Annotated in this window: 23 protein-coding genes; 11 read left to right on the forward strand and 12 right to left on the reverse strand. The window is 63.7% G+C overall.

Going from position 1 to position 18,233, the window contains the following annotated elements:
- Nucleotides 1-42: 42 nt before the first annotated feature.
- The 9 genes from EXN22_RS24520 to nrdR all read right to left on the reverse strand — a co-directional run bounded on the left by EXN22_RS24520 (nt 43) and on the right by nrdR (nt 6,776).
- Nucleotides 43-795 (reverse strand): substrate-binding periplasmic protein, encoded by a 753-nt coding sequence (locus tag EXN22_RS24520; RefSeq protein ID WP_130266476.1) that lies wholly within the window; start codon nt 793-795, stop codon nt 43-45.
- A 12-nt stretch (nt 796-807) separates the two neighbouring features.
- Nucleotides 808-1,311, reverse strand: coding sequence for a phosphatidylglycerophosphatase A family protein (locus tag EXN22_RS24525; protein ID WP_130266477.1), 504 nt, complete (start codon nt 1,309-1,311; stop codon nt 808-810).
- Nucleotides 1,308-2,273, reverse strand: coding sequence for a thiamine-phosphate kinase (thiL, locus tag EXN22_RS24530; RefSeq protein WP_130266478.1), 966 nt, complete (start codon nt 2,271-2,273; stop codon nt 1,308-1,310). Before thiL ends, EXN22_RS24525 begins: the two co-directional genes overlap by 4 nt.
- An 18-nt stretch (nt 2,274-2,291) precedes the next feature.
- Nucleotides 2,292-2,792 carry a transcription antitermination factor NusB gene (gene nusB / locus EXN22_RS24535; protein WP_130266479.1) on the reverse strand — a complete coding sequence of 167 codons (501 nt, stop codon included), beginning with the start codon at nt 2,790-2,792 and terminating at the stop codon, nt 2,292-2,294.
- The gene (gene ribH / locus EXN22_RS24540) at nt 2,789-3,265 is read right to left on the reverse strand and encodes a 6,7-dimethyl-8-ribityllumazine synthase (RefSeq protein ID WP_010222842.1); all 477 of its coding nucleotides are present in this window, start codon (nt 3,263-3,265) and stop codon (nt 2,789-2,791) included. Before ribH ends, nusB begins: the two co-directional genes overlap by 4 nt.
- An 89-nt stretch (nt 3,266-3,354) precedes the next feature.
- The gene (ribBA, locus tag EXN22_RS24545) at nt 3,355-4,449 is read right to left on the reverse strand and encodes a bifunctional 3,4-dihydroxy-2-butanone-4-phosphate synthase/GTP cyclohydrolase II (RefSeq protein WP_130266480.1); all 1,095 of its coding nucleotides are present in this window, start codon (nt 4,447-4,449) and stop codon (nt 3,355-3,357) included.
- A gap of 18 nt (nt 4,450-4,467) precedes the next feature.
- Nucleotides 4,468-5,133 carry a riboflavin synthase gene (locus EXN22_RS24550; RefSeq protein WP_130266481.1) on the reverse strand — a complete coding sequence of 222 codons (666 nt, stop codon included), beginning with the start codon at nt 5,131-5,133 and terminating at the stop codon, nt 4,468-4,470.
- A gap of 45 nt (nt 5,134-5,178) precedes the next feature.
- Nucleotides 5,179-6,309, reverse strand: coding sequence for a bifunctional diaminohydroxyphosphoribosylaminopyrimidine deaminase/5-amino-6-(5-phosphoribosylamino)uracil reductase RibD (gene ribD / locus EXN22_RS24555; RefSeq protein ID WP_130266482.1), 1,131 nt, complete (start codon nt 6,307-6,309; stop codon nt 5,179-5,181).
- 2 nt (nt 6,310-6,311) lie between these two features.
- Entirely contained in the window at nt 6,312-6,776 is a 465-nt protein-coding gene (gene nrdR, locus EXN22_RS24560; protein ID WP_130266483.1) for a transcriptional regulator NrdR, read from the reverse strand.
- A 107-nt stretch (nt 6,777-6,883) separates the two neighbouring features.
- Here nrdR and EXN22_RS24565 point away from each other — a divergent pair, with 107 nt between their 5' ends.
- Genes EXN22_RS24565 through trxA form a run of 3 tightly spaced genes read left to right on the forward strand, consistent with a single transcriptional unit; the run spans nt 6,884 to nt 8,893 of the window.
- The gene (locus EXN22_RS24565) at nt 6,884-7,330 is read left to right on the forward strand and encodes a YbaY family lipoprotein (RefSeq protein ID WP_130266484.1); all 447 of its coding nucleotides are present in this window, start codon (nt 6,884-6,886) and stop codon (nt 7,328-7,330) included.
- Nucleotides 7,330-7,989, forward strand: coding sequence for a class I SAM-dependent methyltransferase (locus tag EXN22_RS24570; RefSeq protein ID WP_130266897.1), 660 nt, complete (start codon nt 7,330-7,332; stop codon nt 7,987-7,989). The genes EXN22_RS24565 and EXN22_RS24570 overlap by 1 nt, the downstream gene beginning before the upstream one ends.
- 31 nt (nt 7,990-8,020) lie before the next feature.
- The gene (trxA, locus tag EXN22_RS24575; protein WP_130266485.1) at nt 8,021-8,893 is read left to right on the forward strand and encodes a thioredoxin; all 873 of its coding nucleotides are present in this window, start codon (nt 8,021-8,023) and stop codon (nt 8,891-8,893) included.
- A gap of 63 nt (nt 8,894-8,956) precedes the next feature.
- Here trxA and EXN22_RS24580 read toward each other — a convergent pair whose 3' ends face one another.
- Nucleotides 8,957-9,301 (reverse strand): hypothetical protein, encoded by a 345-nt coding sequence (locus EXN22_RS24580; RefSeq protein WP_130266486.1) that lies wholly within the window; start codon nt 9,299-9,301, stop codon nt 8,957-8,959.
- 132 nt (nt 9,302-9,433) lie between these two features.
- Here EXN22_RS24580 and EXN22_RS24585 point away from each other — a divergent pair, with 132 nt between their 5' ends.
- The 5 genes from EXN22_RS24585 (at nt 9,434) to EXN22_RS24605 (ending at nt 13,354) form a co-directional block, all read left to right on the forward strand.
- Nucleotides 9,434-10,006: a DUF2796 domain-containing protein gene (locus tag EXN22_RS24585; protein ID WP_130266487.1), complete on the forward strand. Its 573-nt coding sequence runs from the start codon at nt 9,434-9,436 to the stop codon at nt 10,004-10,006.
- A 46-nt stretch (nt 10,007-10,052) separates the two neighbouring features.
- Entirely contained in the window at nt 10,053-10,772 is a 720-nt protein-coding gene (locus EXN22_RS24590; RefSeq protein ID WP_130266488.1) for an ABC transporter ATP-binding protein, read from the forward strand.
- Nucleotides 10,772-12,037: an ABC transporter permease gene (locus EXN22_RS24595; RefSeq protein WP_130266489.1), complete on the forward strand. Its 1,266-nt coding sequence runs from the start codon at nt 10,772-10,774 to the stop codon at nt 12,035-12,037. The genes EXN22_RS24590 and EXN22_RS24595 overlap by 1 nt, the downstream gene beginning before the upstream one ends.
- An 8-nt stretch (nt 12,038-12,045) precedes the next feature.
- On the forward strand, nt 12,046-12,561 hold the full coding sequence (locus tag EXN22_RS24600) for a DUF3299 domain-containing protein (protein ID WP_130266490.1): 516 nt from the start codon (nt 12,046-12,048) through the stop codon (nt 12,559-12,561).
- A gap of 109 nt (nt 12,562-12,670) precedes the next feature.
- Entirely contained in the window at nt 12,671-13,354 is a 684-nt protein-coding gene (locus tag EXN22_RS24605; protein WP_130266491.1) for an OmpW/AlkL family protein, read from the forward strand.
- Nucleotides 13,355-13,426: 72 nt separating this feature from the next.
- Here EXN22_RS24605 and EXN22_RS24610 read toward each other — a convergent pair whose 3' ends face one another.
- Nucleotides 13,427-14,356: an NAD-dependent epimerase/dehydratase family protein gene (locus EXN22_RS24610; RefSeq protein ID WP_130266492.1), complete on the reverse strand. Its 930-nt coding sequence runs from the start codon at nt 14,354-14,356 to the stop codon at nt 13,427-13,429.
- Complete coding sequence (locus tag EXN22_RS24615; RefSeq protein WP_130266493.1) at nt 14,349-15,233, reverse strand: sugar nucleotide-binding protein; 885 nt, start codon at nt 15,231-15,233, stop codon at nt 14,349-14,351. Before EXN22_RS24615 ends, EXN22_RS24610 begins: the two co-directional genes overlap by 8 nt.
- A 294-nt stretch (nt 15,234-15,527) precedes the next feature.
- Between EXN22_RS24615 and EXN22_RS24620 the strand changes: the two genes are divergently transcribed.
- From EXN22_RS24620 to EXN22_RS24630, 3 genes are read left to right on the forward strand one after another with little or no spacing between them, the layout of a single operon-like run.
- Nucleotides 15,528-16,571, forward strand: coding sequence for a Fe(II)-2OG oxygenase family protein (locus EXN22_RS24620; RefSeq protein WP_130266494.1), 1,044 nt, complete (start codon nt 15,528-15,530; stop codon nt 16,569-16,571).
- A 17-nt stretch (nt 16,572-16,588) separates the two neighbouring features.
- The gene (locus EXN22_RS24625; protein ID WP_130266495.1) at nt 16,589-17,383 is read left to right on the forward strand and encodes a TSUP family transporter; all 795 of its coding nucleotides are present in this window, start codon (nt 16,589-16,591) and stop codon (nt 17,381-17,383) included.
- A 9-nt stretch (nt 17,384-17,392) separates the two neighbouring features.
- Complete coding sequence (locus EXN22_RS24630; protein ID WP_130266496.1) at nt 17,393-18,232, forward strand: alpha/beta hydrolase; 840 nt, start codon at nt 17,393-17,395, stop codon at nt 18,230-18,232.
- Nucleotide 18,233: the final 1 nt, after the last annotated feature.

Raw genomic sequence — 18,233 nt, forward strand, 5'->3', positions numbered from 1 at the left:
GGCTGAATTATCGAGCAAACAGATCGAGAAGTTCGATGTCGCCTACGGACGCTTGCCTGCACCGTCAAACGGATAGGGCTGTTGCCAGTGCTCGAAGATCGCCCGTAACTCGCCACTGGCCACCAGTTTGTCCATGCGCTGATCGAACAAGGCGCGTAAGGCCTTGCCCTCGGCGGTGCGCCCAAAAGCCAGGTACAGCGGCAACTCAACCAGGTGACTGCGACGGAACAGCTTGGGGTCAGGCGCCTGTTCAAGGACATAGTCGACTTCGGTCAGGGCGTCGATATAGAAGTCGACGCGATCATGCTCAAGCATCGGCAAGATCCCCTCGCGGCGCTGGATTTCGCGAAAATGGCTGACGTTGGGCAAGTAGTTCTTGTAGTCGTAGCCTCGCACCCAGGCCAGGCGATACTGGCCAAGGGTCTGCGGGGTGGGCACGGGACGGCTGGCCAGGCCCAGGGCATAGATATGGTCCATGTCGAAGTACCAGCGCGGGTACAGGTTGTCGGCGTTCTCTTCGCGATAGGAGCCGACCCAGGCATCCGCCTCACCGCGCTTGACCAGGCCTACTGCCCGGCTGTACGGCGCACTCTGGGTACGAACCTTGACGCCGGCCGGCTCGAACACCTTGCGCAGCACGTCCCAGGCCAGGCCGCTGCCATCGGCGTTGGTATAATCGAGCCACTCCTCGCTGACCAGACGCACCTGGCCGGGTGTCGCCGGCGGCGCATCGGCCGCCTTGACCACACTTGCCGCCAGGACCAGCAACAACAGCAACAGCCGCCATCCCGTCATCGCCCCGCTCCCTTAGGTGAAACTCCATACCAGAAGCTGCATGCCCAGCCAGGCAAACACCCCTGCCAACACATCGTCGAGCATGATCCCGACCCCGCCATGCACATGGCGGTCGACCCAGCGAATCGGCCAGGGCTTGAGAATGTCGAAGAAGCGGAACATCAGAAAACCCGCCAATAGCCACTGCCAGCCTTCCGGCACCAGCCACAGGGTGATCCACATACCGACCATCTCGTCCCAGACGATCCCTTCATGGTCGTGCACTTTCAAGTCATCGGCGACTTTGCCGCACAACCAGAAACCAAACAGCATAGTCAGGCCGAGCATCAACCAGTAACCCCAGTCGGGCATCATTTGCCACAACGGGATAAAGGGTAGAGCCACCAGCGAGCCCCAGGTTCCCGGCGCCTTGGGCAAGGTTCCGGAGCCGAAGCCGAAGGCCAGAAAATGCCAGGGGTTGCGCCAGACCGACGGCGGAACGAACTCCGCAGGCACCTGCTTGGGGTGATCCGTCACGGTGTCTCCTTAAAATGTTGATAGCCCCGGGTGTCCGGGGTGATGTCCTGACCGCGGCCATCGATCAGGCTGACACCACGGCCGGCAGTGACGCGGCCCACCACCCGGACCGGCCAGCCGGCGGCCAGCAAGGGCGCAAGCTCGGCTTCGGGCAGGGTGAAGGCCAGCACGTAATCATCGCCACCGGCTAGCGCCGCCTGTTGCGCGCCTTGTCGGCCGAGAAACGCCTGCAGGGCCGCCGACAACGGCAGGCGCTCCAGTTCGACCTGCACTGCCACCTGCGAAGCCTTGGCGATATGCCCGCAGTCAGCCAGCAGGCCATCGGAAATATCCAGCGCCGCCGTGGCCTTGCCACGCAGGGCCTGACCCAGCGCCAGTTGCGGCTGCGGCGACCAGTAGTGGGCCAACAGAGGGTCGGCCTGGCCGGCATCGGCCGAACGCTCGCCGAGCACCAGCGGCAAGGCGCCAGCCGCATTGCCCAGGTCGCCACCGACGCACAGCAGGTCGCCATCCTGCGCACCACTGCGCGTCAGGGCCTGGCCGCCCGGCACGCGGCCGAACACGGTCATGGTCAGGCTCAATGGGCCACAGGTGGTATCGCCGCCAATCAGGCTCAGTTGGCAGCGTTCGGCCATCTGGTTCAAACCGCGGGCATAGGCCTGCAGCCAGTCGGCGTGAACCGTGGGCAGGGTCAGGGCAAGGGTAAAGCCGATGGGCGTGGCACCCATGGCCGCCAGGTCACTGGCAGCGACGGCCAGCGAACGCTGACCGAGCAGAAAAGGGTCGCAGACAGCCGGGAAATGCACCCCGGCCACCAGCGTATCGGTGGAGATCGCCAACTGTTCGCCCGGCGGCACGCTGAGCAAGGCGCAATCATCGCCTATGCCCAGCACCACGCCTTCACCGCCTTGCGCACAAGACGCGGCGGCGAAGTAATGACGGATCAGCTCGAACTCACCCATTGGCACATAGCGCCCGAATCAGCGCTTGAACGCCTTGACTTCGGCTTCACGCAGCCGCGGTGCCAGCTTGTCGAGCACACCGTTGACGAACTTGTGACCGTCGGTTGAACCAAAGACCTTGGCCAGCTCGATACCTTCGTTGATCACGACGCGGTACGGCACATCGGCACGCATCATGAACTCCCAGGTCGACAGGCGCAGCACCGCCAGCTCAACCGGATCGAGCTCTTCAAGCGCAAGGTCCAGGCACGGCTTCAGCGCTTCGTCGATCTCGGCTTTTTTCGCCGGGACCCCGTGCAGGATCTCGCGGAAATAAGCGCCGTCGATATCGGTGAAATCGTTATCGACCCGGAACTGCGCTTCGATCTCGTTCAGCGAGTGCTTGGCCATGTGCCACTGGTACAGCGCCTGAGTCGCAAGCTTGCGGGCTTCGCGACGCTTGGCGCTCTTCGAGGGCTTGCCAGCATCCGCAGGTTTCGGATCGCGCGGGTTGAAACGATCGCTTTCGTCGCTAATCACTTGGCCTCCAACTGCGCCAGCAGGCTGACCATTTCCAGAGCGGACAGGGCTGCTTCGGCGCCCTTGTTGCCGGCCTTGGTGCCGGAACGCTCAATGGCCTGTTCGATCGAATCGACAGTCAGGACACCAAAGGAGACCGGCACGCCGAACTCCATGGAGACCTGAGCCAGGCCCTTGGTGCATTCGCCCGCAACATATTCAAAGTGCGGGGTACCGCCACGAATCACGGCGCCCAGGGCGATGATCGCGGCATATTCGCTTTGCTGGGCGACTTTCTGTGCCACCAGCGGAATTTCGAAGGCACCCGGGGCACGGATGATGGTGATGTCGCTTTCGTTCACACCGTGGCGAACCAGGGCGTCAACGGCACCGCTTACCAGGCTTTCGACGACGAAGCTGTTGAAGCGGCCAACCACCAAAGCATAGCGACCTTTGGGGGCAATGAAGGTACCTTCGATGGTCTTCAGGGTCATTGCGGAGTTCTCATCTTAAAGAGCCAGGCCGCAAACGGGCGGCCTGTGGGGGTTTGGGACACGAATGGCAGCGCGACAATCTGCCTGCTTTATTCGGAGGGCACGTATTCTACAACTTCCAGATCGAATCCGGATATCGCATTGAACTTCATTGGCGAACTCATCAGGCGCATTTTGCGCACGCCAAGGTCGCGCAGGATCTGCGAACCTGCACCCACAGTGCTGTAGGTGGTCGGGGTTTTCGCCTGCGCGGTGGTATCGGCGCTTTCGCGGATATGCGCCAGCAGGACGTCGCCATCGAGCGGGTGCCCCAGCAGCAGCACCACGCCGCTGCCAGCGTCTGCAACGGCGCTCATGGCCGCACGCAGGCTCCAGCGGCCTGGTTGCTTGACCATCAGCAGGTCGCGCAGCGGGTCCATGTTGTGTACCCGGACCAGGGTCGGTTCTTCGGCGCAGATGTTGCCCAGGGTCAGGGCCATGTGCACATCGCCCTCGACCGAATCACGGTAGGTGACCAGGTTGAACTGACCCAGTTCGCTGTCCAGCGGCTGCTCGGAAACCCGCTGAACGGTACGTTCGTGGATCATCCGGTAGTGGATCAGGTCGGCGATGGTGCCGATCTTGATGTTGTGTTCGGCGGCGAAGGTCTCAAGCTCTGCGCGACGGGACATGGTGCCGTCGTCGTTCATCACCTCGCAGATCACCCCGCTGGGCTCGAAGCCGGCCATGCGCGCCAGGTCGCAGGCAGCTTCGGTGTGGCCGGCACGGGCCAGGGTACCGCCGGGCTGGGCCATCAGCGGGAAGATGTGGCCGGGGCTGACGATGTCTTCGGCCTTGGCATCACGGGCGGCGGCGGCTTGCACGGTACGCGCACGGTCTGCGGCGGAGATCCCGGTGGTGACGCCGGTAGCGGCTTCGATCGAGACGGTGAACTTGGTGCCAAAGCCCGAGCCGTTGCGCGGCGCCATGAGCGGCAGCTTGAGCGTTTCACAGCGCTCGCGCGACATCGGCATGCAGATCAGGCCGCGCGCGTGCTTGGCCATGAAATTGATGTGCTCGGCCTTGCAACACTCGGCGGCCATGATCAGGTCGCCTTCGTTCTCGCGGTCTTCGTCATCCATGAGGATGACCATTTTGCCCTGGCGGATGTCTTCAACCAGTTCTTCGATGCTGTTGAGCGCCACGGGGCACCCCCTTTCAAATCAGGATTTCAGGTAGCCGTTGGCGGCCAGGAAACTTTCGGTGATGCCGCTGCCCTGGCTTGGCTCGGCGGCCTTGTCGCCCAGCAGCAGACGCTCCAGGTAACGGGCCAGCAGGTCGACCTCAAGGTTCACCCGACGCCCCGGACGGTAGTCGGCCATGATGGTTTCGGCCAGGGTGTGCGGGACAATGGTCAGCTCGAATTCGGCGCCATCGACGACGTTCACCGTAAGACTGGTGCCATCAACGGTGATCGAGCCCTTGTGGGCAATGTACTTGGCCAGCTCTTTGGGGGCACGGATGCGGAACTGGATGGCACGGGCGTTATCGCTGCGCGAGACCACTTCGCCAACACCGTCGACGTGGCCGCTGACCAGGTGGCCACCCAGGCGGGTGGTCGGTGTCAGGGCTTTTTCCAGGTTGACCCGGCTGCCGCTCTTGAGCTCGTTGAAAGCCGTGCAGTCGAGGGTTTCGCGGCTGACGTCGGCCCAGAAGCCATCGCCAGGCAGCTCGACAGCCGTCAGGCACACACCGTTGACGGCGATGCTGTCACCCAGTTTGACGTCGCCCAGGTCGAGCTTGCCGGTTTCGACATACACCCGCACGTCACCGCCTTTGGGGGTCAGGGAACGGATGCTGCCAATCGATTCGATGATGCCGGTGAACATGAAGTCCTCCTCGAGAACAGGGCTGCGCGTGGCGCTAGCCGCAAATTATACGCCGGGCGCAGGCTTGGGTACCGCAGTGACTCGCCAGTCATCGCCTACTGCACGCATTTCGGTGATTTTCAAATGGGGCGCCTGGCGCATGGTTTCCAGTGGCCAGTCGAGCAACGGTCGGGCACTGGAGCCCAAAATGCGCCCGGCGACAAAAATCTGATACTCGTCGATCAGGCCCTGGCGGGCAAAGGCGCCGACCAGGCCGGCGCCGGCTTCGACCAGCACCTCGCTGGCACCGCGCGCAGCCAGTTCGAGCATCAGCGCAGGCAGGTCGACACGGCCATCGCTGCCCGGCAGGCGCAACAGCTCATGGCCAGCCTGGGCATACGCCGCGTCGACTTCGGCGGCGGTCACCACCAGGGCCGGCCCGGCTTGGAAGAACGGGGCGTCAAGTGGCACGCGCAAACGGCCGTCGATCAACACCCGCAAGGGCGGACGGGCCAGTGCCAGGGCGGTGGTCTCAGGGTCCAGGCCAAGCTCGTCGCCGCGCACGGTCATCCGCGCGTTGTCGGCCAGCACGCTTTCGGCGCTGGTCAGGACCACGCTTGATCGCGCACGCAAACGCTGCACCGCCGAGCGTGCGGCCGGGCCGGTAATCCACTGGCTCTCGCCACTGGCCATGGCCGTACGGCCATCCAGGCTCATCGCAAGTTTGGCACGCACGAACGGCAGGCCGTGCTCCATACGCTTGAGAAAACCCGGGTTCAGGGCCCGGGCTTCGCCTTCGAGCACACCGCTGGCCACCTCGATGCCGGCGTCGGCAAGGCGCTGCAGGCCTTGGCCTGCGACTTGCGGATTGGGGTCCTGCATGGCGGCCACCACCCGCGCGACACCGGCCTTGACCAGCGCCTCGGCGCAAGGCGGCGTACGCCCGTGGTGGCTGCACGGCTCAAGCGTGACATAGGCGCAGGCGCCACGGGCCAGCTCACCGGCCTGACGCAAGGCATGCACCTCGGCATGGGGCTCGCCGGCACGCACATGCCAGCCTTCGCCAACAACCTGGCCGTCACGGACGATCACGCAACCAACCCGCGGGTTCGGGTGCGTGGAGTACAAGCCCTTGCGGGCCAACTCGATGGCCCTGGCCATGTAATGGGCATCAAGCACCGCGCGTTCGCTGGACATGCTCACTCTTTAGCCGGCACACGGGCCAGGCGGTCGATTTCTTCACGGAACTCGTTGAGGTCCTGGAAACGCCGGTATACCGAGGCGAAGCGGATATAGGCGACTTCATCGAGCTTCTGCAGCTCGGCCATGACCAGCTCGCCGACGACCAGTGACTTGATCTCGCGCTCGCCGGTGGCCCGCAGCTTGTGCTTGATATGCGCCAGCGCCGCTTCCAGGCGCTCGACACTGACCGGACGTTTTTCCAGGGCGCGTTGCATACCGGCGCGCAGTTTGTCTTCGTCGAAGGGCTGGCGACTGCCGTCCTGCTTGATCAGCCGGGGCAGAACCAGTTCGGCGGTTTCGAAGGTGGTGAAGCGTTCACCGCAAGCAACGCATTCGCGCCGACGGCGCACTTGCTCGCCCTCGGCAACCAGTCGCGAGTCGATGACCTTGGTGTCGTTGGCACCGCAGAAGGGACAGTGCATGGTGGCAGGCAACAAAAAAAGGGAGGGCCATGGTAGCGCATCCCACTGGCAAGACAAGCCAAAGGGGTTACCATCCAGTGAGGAAATATGCCGCGAAGGAATTCCCCATGCCATTAAGAGCGCTTGTCGTGCTCAGTTTCGCCGCTGTGCTGGTTGCTTGCAGCAGCGACAAACCCCAGCCGGTACCGGCGCCAAAAGCACCGGTGGCAAGCAAACCGGCCAAAGAGCTCGGGCCCTTGCCGGCTTACCAGCGCGAATTGAGCGGGACCTTGCTCAACATCCCGGCCGGCGCCGAAGTCGAACTGGCCCTGCTGGTCATCGACGAACGTGGCCGCCCGCAAGGCCTGCTGGCCAGCAGCACGTTCAGCGGCAATGGCCTGGACCTGCCGTTTCGCCTGCGCTTCAACCCCGAGGCCTTTCCGGCCGGCGCCCGGGTCGAGTTGCGTGGTCGCGCCAGCCAGTCCGGGCAGTTGATCTTGCACTTGCCGCCGCTGCGCATCGCCCAGGCCCAGACCCAGGCCACCGGCCCATTGCGCTTCGAAAAGGCGCCATGATGGCGCCAGTGCCGTTGCAGCACGCCTTGAGCGAACTGCTGGGTGACGCGCAACTGGTGGTCAGCGACCTGCCCGAATGCGCGCTCAAGCTGTGGTTGATCGACGCGCAAAACATGGATCGCGCCTTCAGCAGCGAAGAAACCCGGCGTATCCTCCACGAGCCGCCGTACTGGAGTTTCTGCTGGGCCAGCGGCCTGGCCATGGCGCGCTACCTGGACCAACACCGGCACTGGGTGGCCGGCAAGCGGGTGCTGGATTTTGGCGCAGGCTCAGGCATCGCCGGCATTGCTGCGGCAAAGGCCGGCGCACTGGAAGTCGTTGCCTGCGACCTCGACCCGCTGGCGCTGCAGGCCTGCCGGGCCAATGCCGCGCTCAACGAAGTGGAACTGAGCTACTCCAGCGACTTCTTCCAGGAGGCCGACCGCTTCGACCTGATCCTGGTCGCCGATGTGCTCTACGACCGCGCCAACCTGCCCCTGCTGGATGCGTTCCTCAGCCGCGGCCAACAGGCCCTGGTGGCTGATTCAAGGGTCAGGGATTTCAGCCACCCGCAGTACCGCTCCCTGGGCGTGCTGGACGCCCTGACCTTGCCGGACCTGGCCGAGCCTTGCGAATTCCGCCGGGTCAGCCTGTACCACGCCAGCCGCCAGCCTTTATAGTGACGCCATTCACGGATTTTCGAGAGTCGCGATGAACCCTGCTACCCCGTATGTATTCGACGCCACTGCCGCCGACTTCGATCAGTCGGTGATCCAGAACTCTTTCCACAAGCCGGTGCTGGTCGATTTCTGGGCCGAATGGTGCGCCCCGTGCAAGGCACTGATGCCGCTGCTGGCGCAGATCACCGAGAGCTACCAGGGCGAGTTGCTGCTGGCCAAGGTCAATTGCGATATCGAGCAGGACATCGTCGCCCGCTTCGGCATCCGCAGTCTGCCGACGGTTGTGCTGTTCAAAGATGGCCAGCCGGTCGACGGTTTTGCCGGCGCCCAACCGGAGTCGGCGATTCGCGCCCTGCTCGAACCCCACGTGCAAATGCCGCCACCTGCTGCTGCCGACCCGCTGGAGCAAGCCCAGGCGCTGTTTGCCGAAGGGCGCTTCAGCGAAGCCGAGAACACCCTCAAGGCACTGCTCAGTGAAGACAACAGCAATGCTGGCGCGCTGATTCTTTACGCCCGTTGCCTGGCCGAACGGGGCGAACTGGGTGAAGCCCAGGCCGTGCTCGATGCGGTCAAGAGCGATGAGCACAAGGCGGCCCTGGCCGGCGCCAAGGCGCAACTGACCTTCCTGGGCCAGGCCGCCAGCCTGCCGGAAGTCGCCGACCTGAAAGCGCGCCTGGCGCAGAATGCTGAAGATGACGAAGCGGCGTACCAGCTGTGCATCCAGCAGCTGTCGCGCCAGCAGTACGAGGCGGCGCTGGAAGGCTTGCTCAAGCTGTTCAAGCGCAACCGCGGCTATGACGGCGGGATCGCGCACAAGACCTTGCTGCAGGTGTTTGACCTGCTGGGCAACGATCATCCATTGGTAGGTACTTACCGTCGCAAATTGTTCGCGGCCTTGTATTGAGTTGATCGCGGGGCAAGCCCGCTCCTACAGGTGTAGGAGCGGGCTTGCCCCGCGAAACCTCTATCACTCCAACCAGTGATAAACCGGCGCATCCGCCCCGCTTTCCACCTTCACCTCGGCGCTATGACGCAGCCGCACCAGCAGACGCTTGCCCGCTGCCGTGCTCCCCGCCAACCCCTCCAGATGCTCCAGCAACTCCGGCCCGCTAAGCTGCCCGGCCTTGCGCAGGACCTCGCGCGCCGCCTGCCATAGCGCATCATCGGGCCGCGCCGCTGCTACCGGGGCTGCAGCCTGCACCGGCGCAGGCGTCACCGCGCTCAATTGGCCACCCAGTTGTGCCCATTCCGCCGGGTCCAACTCCAGAGTCAGATCTACCGGCCAGTCGCCGATGTGTCCGCGAATTCGCATGGGTTTGTCCTTGTGCGCAATCAATGGGCCCATGCTCCCACGCCAACGCTTGATCGCCAAGCACACTGGCGCAGGGCAAACAAGTTGTTATAACATTACCAAACCTATCCAGCGCCTCCGCGGAGTCAGCCCATGCGTCGTCTGTTGCTTGCCTTGCCGTTTGCCTTGTTGCCCCTGGCCGTCGCCCAGGCCCATGAAGACCACGATCATGACCACGCCCATGGCAGCCTCGCCGCCCATGAGCACGGCGTCGCACGCTTGAATGTGGTGCTGGACGACAAGACCCTGGAGCTGGAACTGGACAGCCCGGCGATGAACCTGGTCGGCTTCGAACACCCGGCCACCAGCGCCTCCGATAAAGCCAAGGTCGCAGCCGTACGCACACAATTGGAAAAACCATTGGCGCTGTTTGGCCTGGCCAAGGCAGCCAGCTGCAGCGAAAGTGATCAGGAACTGGAAAGCCCGCTGTTCGGCGACAAGCCGGCAGCCGATGACGATGGCGACGAGCACGAAGGCCACCAGCACAGTGACGTCCATGCCCATTACCGGCTGACCTGCGACAAACCTGGCGAGCTCAAGAGTCTCGACCTGGGCCCGTTGTTCAAGGCCTTCCCCGCCACCCAGAAAATTGCGCTACAACTGATCGGGCCCAATGGCCAACAAGGTGTCGAAGCAACACCGGCCAAGGCCACGATCAACTTCTGACAGCCCTTTTGCAGCGAAACGCCCGGGGTAACCCGGGCGTTCATTTATGAGCCAGGCACTGATTGAACTGACCGACCTGGGCTTTGCCTGGCCGGGTCAAGCCCCCCTGCTGGATATTCCCACCTTGCGCCTGCACGCCGGCGAGTCGTTGTTTCTCAAAGGCCCCAGCGGCAGCGGCAAGACCACCCTGCTGGGCCTGCTGGGCGGTGTGCAAAAGCCCGATCGCGGCAGCGTCCGGCTGCTTGGCCAGGACTTGAGCGAATTGAAGCTGGCCGCCCGCGACCGCTTTCGCGTCGATCACACCGGCTACATCTTCCAGCAGTTCAACCTGCTGCCGTTTCTTTCGGTTCGGGAGAACGTCGAACTGCCCTGCCGCTTCTCACGCAGTCGCGCACAACGGGCGGCCGAGCGCCATGGCGGCATCGACCAGGCCGCCGCCAGCCTGCTCGCCCACCTGGGCCTGAAAGACCCGGCCCTGCTTGCGCGCCGCGCCGACAGCCTGTCGATCGGCCAGCAACAGCGCGTTGCCGCGGCCCGGGCCTTGATCGGCCAACCGGAACTGGTGATCGCTGACGAGCCGACCTCCGCCCTCGATGCCGACACCCGCGAGGCGTTTATCCGCTTGCTGTTCGCCGAGTGCCGGGCGGCCGGTTCCAGCCTGCTGTTCGTCAGCCATGACCAGAGCCTGGCGCCACTGTTCGATCGCCAGCTGTGCCTTGCCGAACTCAACCGCGCGGCCCAGCCGGCCAACGACCTGGAGGCCTGATGTACCTGCTCCGCCTTGCCTTGGCCAGCCTGGCCAACCGCCGTTTTACCGCCTTTCTGACTGCCTTCGCCATCGCCCTCTCGGTGTGCCTGCTGCTGGCAGTCGAGCGGGTGCGCACAGAGGCCCGTGCCAGCTTCGCCAGCACTATCAGCGGCACCGACCTGATCGTCGGCGCCCGTTCGGGTTCGGTGAACCTGCTACTGTACTCGGTGTTTCGCATCGGCAACGCCACCAACAACATCCGTTGGGAAAGCTTCGAGCACTACGCCAGCGACCCACGCGTCAAATGGGCCATCCCGATTTCCCTGGGCGACTCGCACCGTGGCTACCGGGTAATGGGTACCGACGCACGCTATTTCGAGCACTACCAGTACGGCCGCAAACAGAACCTGCAATTGGCCGAAGGCCGGGCCTTTGCCGATGACCCGTTCGAGGTGGTGCTCGGCGCTGAAGTCGCCGACGCCCTGCACTACAAACTGGGCGACAAACTGGTGCTGGCCCATGGCGTGGCGGCCATCAGCCTGGTCAAGCACGATGACAAGCCGTTCACCGTGGTCGGTGTGCTGCAACGCACCGGCACCCCGGTCGATCGCACTCTGCACATCAGCCTGGGCGGCATGCAAGCCATCCACATCGACTGGCATAACGGCATGCCGGCCCGTGGCGCCGGACGCATCAGCGCCGAGCAGGCACGCAACATGGACCTCAAGCCCGCCGCCATCACCGCCTTCATGCTGGGCCTGAACAACAAGGTGGCGACCTTCAGCCTGCAACGGGAAATCAACGAGTACCGTGGCGAACCCTTGCTGGCAATCCTGCCGGGCGTGGCCCTGCAGGAGCTCTGGAGCCTGATGGGTACTGCCGAGCAGGCGCTGTTCGTGGTTTCGCTGTTCGTCGTGCTGACCGGCCTGATCGGCATGCTCACGGCGATTCTCACCAGCCTCAACGAGCGACGCCGGGAGATGGCCATCCTGCGCTCGGTGGGCGCTCGCCCGTGGCATATCGCCGGGTTGCTGCTGCTCGAAGCCCTGGCCTTGGCAAGCGTCGGTATCATCGCTGGGCTGGCCTTGCTGTATGCCGGCATCGCCCTGGCCCAAGGTTATGTGCAAGCCAATTATGGCCTGTTGCTGCCCCTGGCCTGGCCCAGCGCCCATGAGTGGAGCCTGCTGGCCATCATTCTCGGCGCCGCCCTGCTGATGGGCGCCGTGCCAGCCTGGCGCGCCTATCGCCAGTCACTGGCCGACGGCCTGTCCATCCACCTGTGAGTACTTTGATGAGCCGCGCCCTGCTGCTGTCCATGCTATTGATCGCCGCCCCTGTGTGGGCGGCCGAACCCCGTACCCTTGAATGGCAGCAACTGATCCCGGCCGGGGCGCCGGTGATCCAGCCGCAACTGGCGCCGTTGCACGACCTCTCGCAATTGAGCGATGCCCTGGCCGCCGAAGCTGCGCCCGCAGCCCGGCAAACCGCACCCAATGCTCCGGTGGTCAAGGCCCTGGATGGCCAGCAGGTAAAACTGCCGGGCTATATCGTGCCACTGGAAGTCAGCGAAGAAGGGCGCACCACCGAGTTCCTGCTGGTGCCCTACTACGGCGCCTGCATTCATGTGCCGCCACCGCCGTCGAACCAGATCGTTCACATCTTCAGCGAGATCGGCGTGAAGGTCGAAGACCTCTATCAGCCGTATTGGATCGAAGGGCAAATGCAGGTAAAAGCCACCAGCAGTGAGCTGGCCGATGCCGGATATCAGATGGATGCCGAGAAAATCTACGCATACGAGCTAGAATAAATGGCCGCGTGCAAGCTTTAGCGATTTCATTGAGCTGAATCAAAAGTCACCGTCCGTCAGCTCCTTACCATTGGACTTATTAAATTCTAAACGTCCTTTGGGAGCTTCCATGAACAAGTCCTTGCTTGGCGCCTCGCTCGTTGCTCTGGCGCTTGCAGCCCCTGTTGCCCATGCCCACCAGGCTGGCGACTTCATCCTGCGTGCCGGTGCGATCACTACCGCTCCCAACGAAAACAGCGGCGACCTCAAGCTCGATGACGCCAAAGTCTCCGGCACCAAGGCAACCCTGGACAGCGACACCCAGCTGGGCCTGGCGTTCGCCTACATGCTGACCGACCACATCGGCCTGGAACTGCTGGCCGCCACCCCGTTCCAACACACCGTGGGCGTCAAGGGCCTGGGCGGTGGCCTGGATGGCAAGCTGGCCGACATCAAGCAACTGCCACCGACCCTGTCGCTGCAGTACTACCCGATGGAAGCGTCGTCGAAGTTCCAGCCATACGCCGGTATCGGTCTGAACTACACCATGTTCTTTGACGAAGACCTGAGCAGCAGCCGCAAGGCTCAAGGCTTCAGCAACATGAAGTTGAAGGACTCGGTCGGCCTGGCAGGTCAGTTGGGCATGGACTACATGATCAACGACAACTTCCTGGTCAACGCCGCGGTCTGGTACGTCGACATCGACACCAAGGCCACCATCGACGGCCCGAGCGCTCTGGGCGTTGGCAAGACCAAGGTCGACGTGGATGTCGATCCATGGGTCTACATGGTGGGTGTGGGTTACAAGTTCTAAGCGGCATTTAAACGCAAACCGCGGGGCAAGCCCGCTCCTACAGGTAGGAGCGGGCTTGCCCCGCGATGCGTTTCAGCGCCCTAAAAGACGCGCCAGGCCATCGGCCAGTGGCGTTGCTTCAGGGAAGGCAAAGCGGCTCAGCAAACGCTGATTGTTCGCCCGCGAATGACGGATATCCCCCGAGCGTGCTGGCCCGTGGCTGATCGCCGGCAGGTCACCGACCACCGACTTCAGCGCATCCAGCAACTGGTTCAGCGAAGTCGCCTGGTTCAGGCCAATGTTCACCGCCCCCTCCTCGACATCGCGCATCTCCAGCGCCTGAACCATCACACTGACCAGATCGCCAACATAGAGGAAATCACGGGTCTGCTCACCATCGCCAAACAAGGTGATCGGCGTACCGTTCAAGGCGCGCTCGCAGAAAATGCTGATGACCCCGGAATACGGCGAAGAAGGATCCTGGCGTGGGCCGAAGATATTGAAGAAGCGGAACACCACCGGTTCCAGGCCATGCTGGCGACGGTAGAAGTCCAGGTACTGCTCGCTGGCCAGCTTATCCACAGCATAAGGTGTCAACGGCGCCTTGGGCGTGTCCTCGATGATCGACTGACCTTCGCCATTGTTGCCATACACCGCCGCGCTGGAGGCAAACAGCACACGCTTGATGCCGTTCAGGCGCATGGCCTCGCACACATTGAGGGTGCCGATGAAGTTGCTCTGGTGGGTCTTCACCGGGTCATCGACCGAGGCCTGCACCGAGGCGACAGCGGCCAGGTGCACGACGGCCTGGCAGCCGGCAGCAGCAGCCTTGACCAGTTCGGCGTCGGCGACATCGCCTTCGAGCAGTTGCAGACGGGGGTTGTCCATCTGCAGGTTGCTGCGCTTGCCCGTCGACAGGTCGTCGAGGATGCGCACGCTGTAGCCTTTTTCCAGCAGAGCATCGCTGAGGTGGGAGCCGATGAAGCCAGCGCCGCCAGTAATCAGAATAGGGGCATCAGCCATGACGATAAAAACGGTCCAGTAAGGGCGGCAAACCGGCGCGCCAGGCGCGGGGTTTGATGCCGAAGGTGTGGAGGATCTTCTTGCAGGCCAGCACGGCATGCTGTGGCTCTTCGCTGGCGTCCGGACGCGCGGCATGGGCCTGCGCGGTCGGTGCCTGCACTGCCAACTGATGCAACTGCGCCGCCTCAGTGAGGATAGCCTGCCCCAGCGCCAGCGGCGTGGTCGCCTCGTTGCCGGCATAGTGATAGGTGCCCCACAAGGGCGCAGCACAATCGAGTTGCTTGAGTACCGAAAGGATCACCCGCGCGGCGTCATCCACCGGCGTCGGGTTGCCTCGGCGGTCATCGGCCAGCAGCAGTTCCTGCGGTTGTTCAGCGCGGGTCAGGAAACGCCCGAGCACGCCATCGATGCTCTCGTCGAGCACCCAGCCAAAGCGCAGCAGCACATGCTGCGGGCACGTCGCGCGCACGCTTTGCTCAATGCGCCACAAGGCCTGGCCGCGCAGCCCCAGCGGTACCGGTTCGTCTTTCTCGCTGTAGGCCGTGGCCCGCGAGCCATCGAAGACCCGGTAGCTGGACGGCTGGACCAGGACGATATTGTGATGCTGGCACAACTCGGCCAGGCGCTCGACCGCGCGTTCCTGCTGAGCCAGGCGCTGCTCGCTGACGGCTTCGGCCTGGAACCAGTCGAAATAGTAGGCCAGGTTGATCAGCGCATCCGGGCGGGTGTCGTCGAGCAACTGGGTCAGGCTGGCCGGATCCCAGCCGCTGTCGGGCGGACGTGGTGCCAGAAAGCCGATGTCTTCCTCGGCCCCGAGTCGAATCAGCGCTTGCCCGAGGGCACTTCCACCTCCCAACAGCATCAGGCGCATTCGCATAGAGTCAGCAGGTCCGATCAGATTATGGGAAGAAAGCCTTCATTTTGCGGTTTCCGGCGGGGGAAGTCCAACCCGGGGGCGGCCCTCGGCCAAGCCCCGTGTCGTGGGTAAATTTTACGCCCTACTTACACAAATCCGGAAACTGCCTATACTGCGCCCGGAATGAGCTGACTGCCCCTAAAGGATTAACCAGGAGGATAGTTAGCTTATTCCTTTGCCGGGGGCCAGACGTTCAGTCTGAATGCCGGTCGGCACGGATTGCCAGATAAAACCAATAACAAAGGAATGTTTCCCATGCAGGATTCGGAAGTCGCGTACCTGAGTTTCGACCAGGACCAAGCCCGCTCGCTGGCCGCCGCCAGCCAGAACCTCGCAGACCTGGGCGGCCCCCAGGCGCCCGACGTGGCCAGCCAGGCCCGGCTTTGGGCGCAACGCCTGCTCCCTACCTTAGACGCAAGCCAGAAGGCCGTGCTGCAACGCTTTGCCGATGGCCAGTTATCGGCGCTGATGTTTTCGAACATGACCTGCCCCGGGGCCGACCCGCTGCCCGAGCACTTGCCGGACCTGGACCTGCTGGCCCAGAGCGAGCGTTGCCTGTACCTGGCCGCCCGCAACCAACTGTTGCTGGAACTGGTGCGCTACCGTGCCTTTGCCTTCGATATCGACAACGAAGGCCAGGTGGTGCGCCTGGTCGGTAACTTCAAGGGCGGTGGCAGCGTGGCGCGGCCCGGCGAGGACCACAACACCCAGGTAGAACTCAGCTCGCACGCCGGCTTGCGCCTCGGCCCGCACACCGAAGCCCCTTACAACTGTTCGGTGGACGCCAGTGACGGGCGCTCCCCTGCCCCCTCGGCGCTGATCCTCACGGCACGCTGGAACCCGGCCAACGAACCAACCCGGATCATCCCGCTGCGCGGCATCATCGAGCAATTGGGCAGCCTGCATGCGCTGGCCCTGACCTCGGCGTCTTTTGATTTCACCCGCAGCGAATGCTTTGTTGCCGGCCAAGGCGACGCCGGCAAGGCCACCTCGATGCTGCAGTTCGATGCCAACGGTGGTTTCAGCCTGCGCTACAACTCCTACCGTTTCTCCCTCAACGACAACGCCAGCGACACTGCCGCCCGCGCATTCGACGCCTTCCAGGCCCTGGTCAGCGACGCCCGGCCTCTGCCGTTCGTACTCCAGCCCGAATCCGCCTTGCTGATCAACAACTGCCGCGCACTGCACGGGCGCGACATCCTCCAGGACAACCGCCGCCTGCTGGTGCGTCTGTTCGGCTACTCGCGCTTCGCTCAACCCGTAGTCCTCAAGGACGACCCGCTGCTGGTGCGTGGCTGAACAAGGAAAACACCCCGATGATGGAAATTGATATCACCCTGCTACTGACCCTGGCATCGGTGGCCCTGATGGCCGGCTTTTTCGACGCCATCGCAGGCGGCGGCGGGCTGATTACACTGCCCGTGCTGTTTGTGGCCGGCATCGACCCGCTGGCGGCGATTGCCACCAACAAGTTCCAGGCGGCGTCGGCCACGGTGTCGGCCACCTACGCCTTTGCCCGCAAGGGCATGATCGACTGGAAGCGCGGTTTGCCCATGGCTGCCATGTCATTTGCCGGCGGCGCCCTCGGGGCGCTGTCGGTCAGCCTGGTGCCCAAGACCTTCCTGCAGGCCTGTGTACCGGTGCTGCTGATTCTGGTCGCCGCGTACTTCGCCTTCAGCCCCAAACCCGACGAGCACCAGCGCAAGGCCAAGATTTCGATCAGTGTGTTCTGCCTGGCAGTAGCGCCTGTGATCGGCTTTTACGATGGGGTGTTCGGCCCGGGGGTCGGCTCGTTCTTCATGCTCGCCTGCGTCATCCTGCTCGGCCAGACCCTGCTCAACGCCGTGTGCAACAGCAAGCTGCTCAATGCCGCGTGCAACCTCGGTGCGCTGTCGGTGTTCTCGCTCAGCGGGGCGATTGTCTGGCCGCTGGCGCTGGCGATGGCGTGCGCCGCCTTTATCGGCGCGCAACTGGGGGCTCGCTGCGCAGTGCATTTCGGTCCTAAACTGATCAGGCCGCTGCTGGTTTGCGTGTGCTGCATCATGGCCCTCAAGCTGCTGCTGAGCACCGGCAACCCACTCGGCGAATGGCTGCATCATCAGTTCCTATAGGCGGTGTCCATGCACCTGGAAGCAATCTCGACCCAACGCGGCACCTGGCAATATGACGAACCGGCGCCTGGTGCCGAGCAGTTCATCAGTGAGACGTTCGATGGATTCCAGCAGCAGGCCCGGCTGCTGGTCCCCGAACAGGAGCGCGCCGCACCGCTGTTCGTGGTTGGCGGCGCGCGCTCGGACTTCACCCGCCTCAACCCGCTGCTGTATCGCCTGCAAGAGCACGGCATCGGCTCGCTGACCGGCAACCTCTCCGGCCACAGCCTGGCTGCCGAGCCGGGGGCGCCGGAGCCCTCGCTGATCACCAACCTTGAGGAAGCCCGGCGCTTTCACCAGCATATCGCCGGGCGTTGCCGGACCCTGCTCGGCCATAGCCTGGGCGGGGCGATTGCGTTGAAGCTGGCGGCGCAGACCCCGCAGATCGACAAACTGGTGCTGATCTGTCCGGCGGTGTACCCGGATGCGGCCCACACCCAACCCTTTGGCCCGGCCTTCACTGCGGCGATTCGTCAGCCTTACGGTTTTCTCGACTGCGACAGCTACGGGTTTCTGCGCACGTTCCAGGGCCGGGTGCTGCTGGTGATCGGCGAGTTCGACGGCCTCAACTCAAAGGCCTTTGGCCAGGTCGAAGGAACCTCAGCCGGCACCCTGTGGCTGGCCGGCGCCCAGCGTTACAGCCCGATTCCCGAAGAAGTCACCCAGGCCCTGCTGCGCGCGGTGCCAGCGCCGCACCTGGAGTGCCTGCTGCTGACTGACTGCGACCACGGCATTGCCGCGCATTTGCGCGACAAGCCGGCGGTGGCCGATCAAGTGGCGCAGGTGGTCGCCGAGTTCATTCTTGGTTGAT

This window comes from Pseudomonas tructae (assembly GCF_004214895.1).
Lineage (GTDB): Bacteria > Pseudomonadota > Gammaproteobacteria > Pseudomonadales > Pseudomonadaceae > Aquipseudomonas > Aquipseudomonas tructae.

Bases quoted from the DNA above. Each gene is read 5' to 3' on its own strand.
- EXN22_RS24630 (WP_130266496.1), top strand. From the start codon at position 17,393: ATGCACCTGGAAGCAATCTCGACCCAACGCGGCACCTGGCAATATGAC.
- ribD (WP_130266482.1), bottom strand. From the start codon at position 6,309: ATGTCCAGCGAACGCGCGGTGCTTGATGCCCATTACATGGCCAGGGCC.
- EXN22_RS24620 (WP_130266494.1), top strand. From the start codon at position 15,528: ATGCAGGATTCGGAAGTCGCGTACCTGAGTTTCGACCAGGACCAAGCC.
- EXN22_RS24565 (WP_130266484.1), top strand. From the start codon at position 6,884: ATGCCATTAAGAGCGCTTGTCGTGCTCAGTTTCGCCGCTGTGCTGGTT.
- EXN22_RS24570 (WP_130266897.1), top strand. From the start codon at position 7,330: ATGGCGCCAGTGCCGTTGCAGCACGCCTTGAGCGAACTGCTGGGTGAC.
- EXN22_RS24625 (WP_130266495.1), top strand. From the start codon at position 16,589: ATGATGGAAATTGATATCACCCTGCTACTGACCCTGGCATCGGTGGCC.
- nrdR (WP_130266483.1), bottom strand. From the start codon at position 6,776: ATGCACTGTCCCTTCTGCGGTGCCAACGACACCAAGGTCATCGACTCG.
- EXN22_RS24615 (WP_130266493.1), bottom strand. From the start codon at position 15,233: ATGCGAATGCGCCTGATGCTGTTGGGAGGTGGAAGTGCCCTCGGGCAA.
- EXN22_RS24595 (WP_130266489.1), top strand. From the start codon at position 10,772: ATGTACCTGCTCCGCCTTGCCTTGGCCAGCCTGGCCAACCGCCGTTTT.
- EXN22_RS24550 (WP_130266481.1), bottom strand. From the start codon at position 5,133: ATGTTCACCGGCATCATCGAATCGATTGGCAGCATCCGTTCCCTGACC.
- ribH (WP_010222842.1), bottom strand. From the start codon at position 3,265: ATGACCCTGAAGACCATCGAAGGTACCTTCATTGCCCCCAAAGGTCGC.
- EXN22_RS24580 (WP_130266486.1), bottom strand. From the start codon at position 9,301: ATGCGAATTCGCGGACACATCGGCGACTGGCCGGTAGATCTGACTCTG.
- EXN22_RS24520 (WP_130266476.1), bottom strand. From the start codon at position 795: ATGACGGGATGGCGGCTGTTGCTGTTGTTGCTGGTCCTGGCGGCAAGT.
- EXN22_RS24610 (WP_130266492.1), bottom strand. From the start codon at position 14,356: ATGGCTGATGCCCCTATTCTGATTACTGGCGGCGCTGGCTTCATCGGC.
- thiL (WP_130266478.1), bottom strand. From the start codon at position 2,273: ATGGGTGAGTTCGAGCTGATCCGTCATTACTTCGCCGCCGCGTCTTGT.
- trxA (WP_130266485.1), top strand. From the start codon at position 8,021: ATGAACCCTGCTACCCCGTATGTATTCGACGCCACTGCCGCCGACTTC.
- EXN22_RS24600 (WP_130266490.1), top strand. From the start codon at position 12,046: ATGAGCCGCGCCCTGCTGCTGTCCATGCTATTGATCGCCGCCCCTGTG.
- EXN22_RS24590 (WP_130266488.1), top strand. From the start codon at position 10,053: ATGAGCCAGGCACTGATTGAACTGACCGACCTGGGCTTTGCCTGGCCG.
- EXN22_RS24605 (WP_130266491.1), top strand. From the start codon at position 12,671: ATGAACAAGTCCTTGCTTGGCGCCTCGCTCGTTGCTCTGGCGCTTGCA.
- EXN22_RS24585 (WP_130266487.1), top strand. From the start codon at position 9,434: ATGCGTCGTCTGTTGCTTGCCTTGCCGTTTGCCTTGTTGCCCCTGGCC.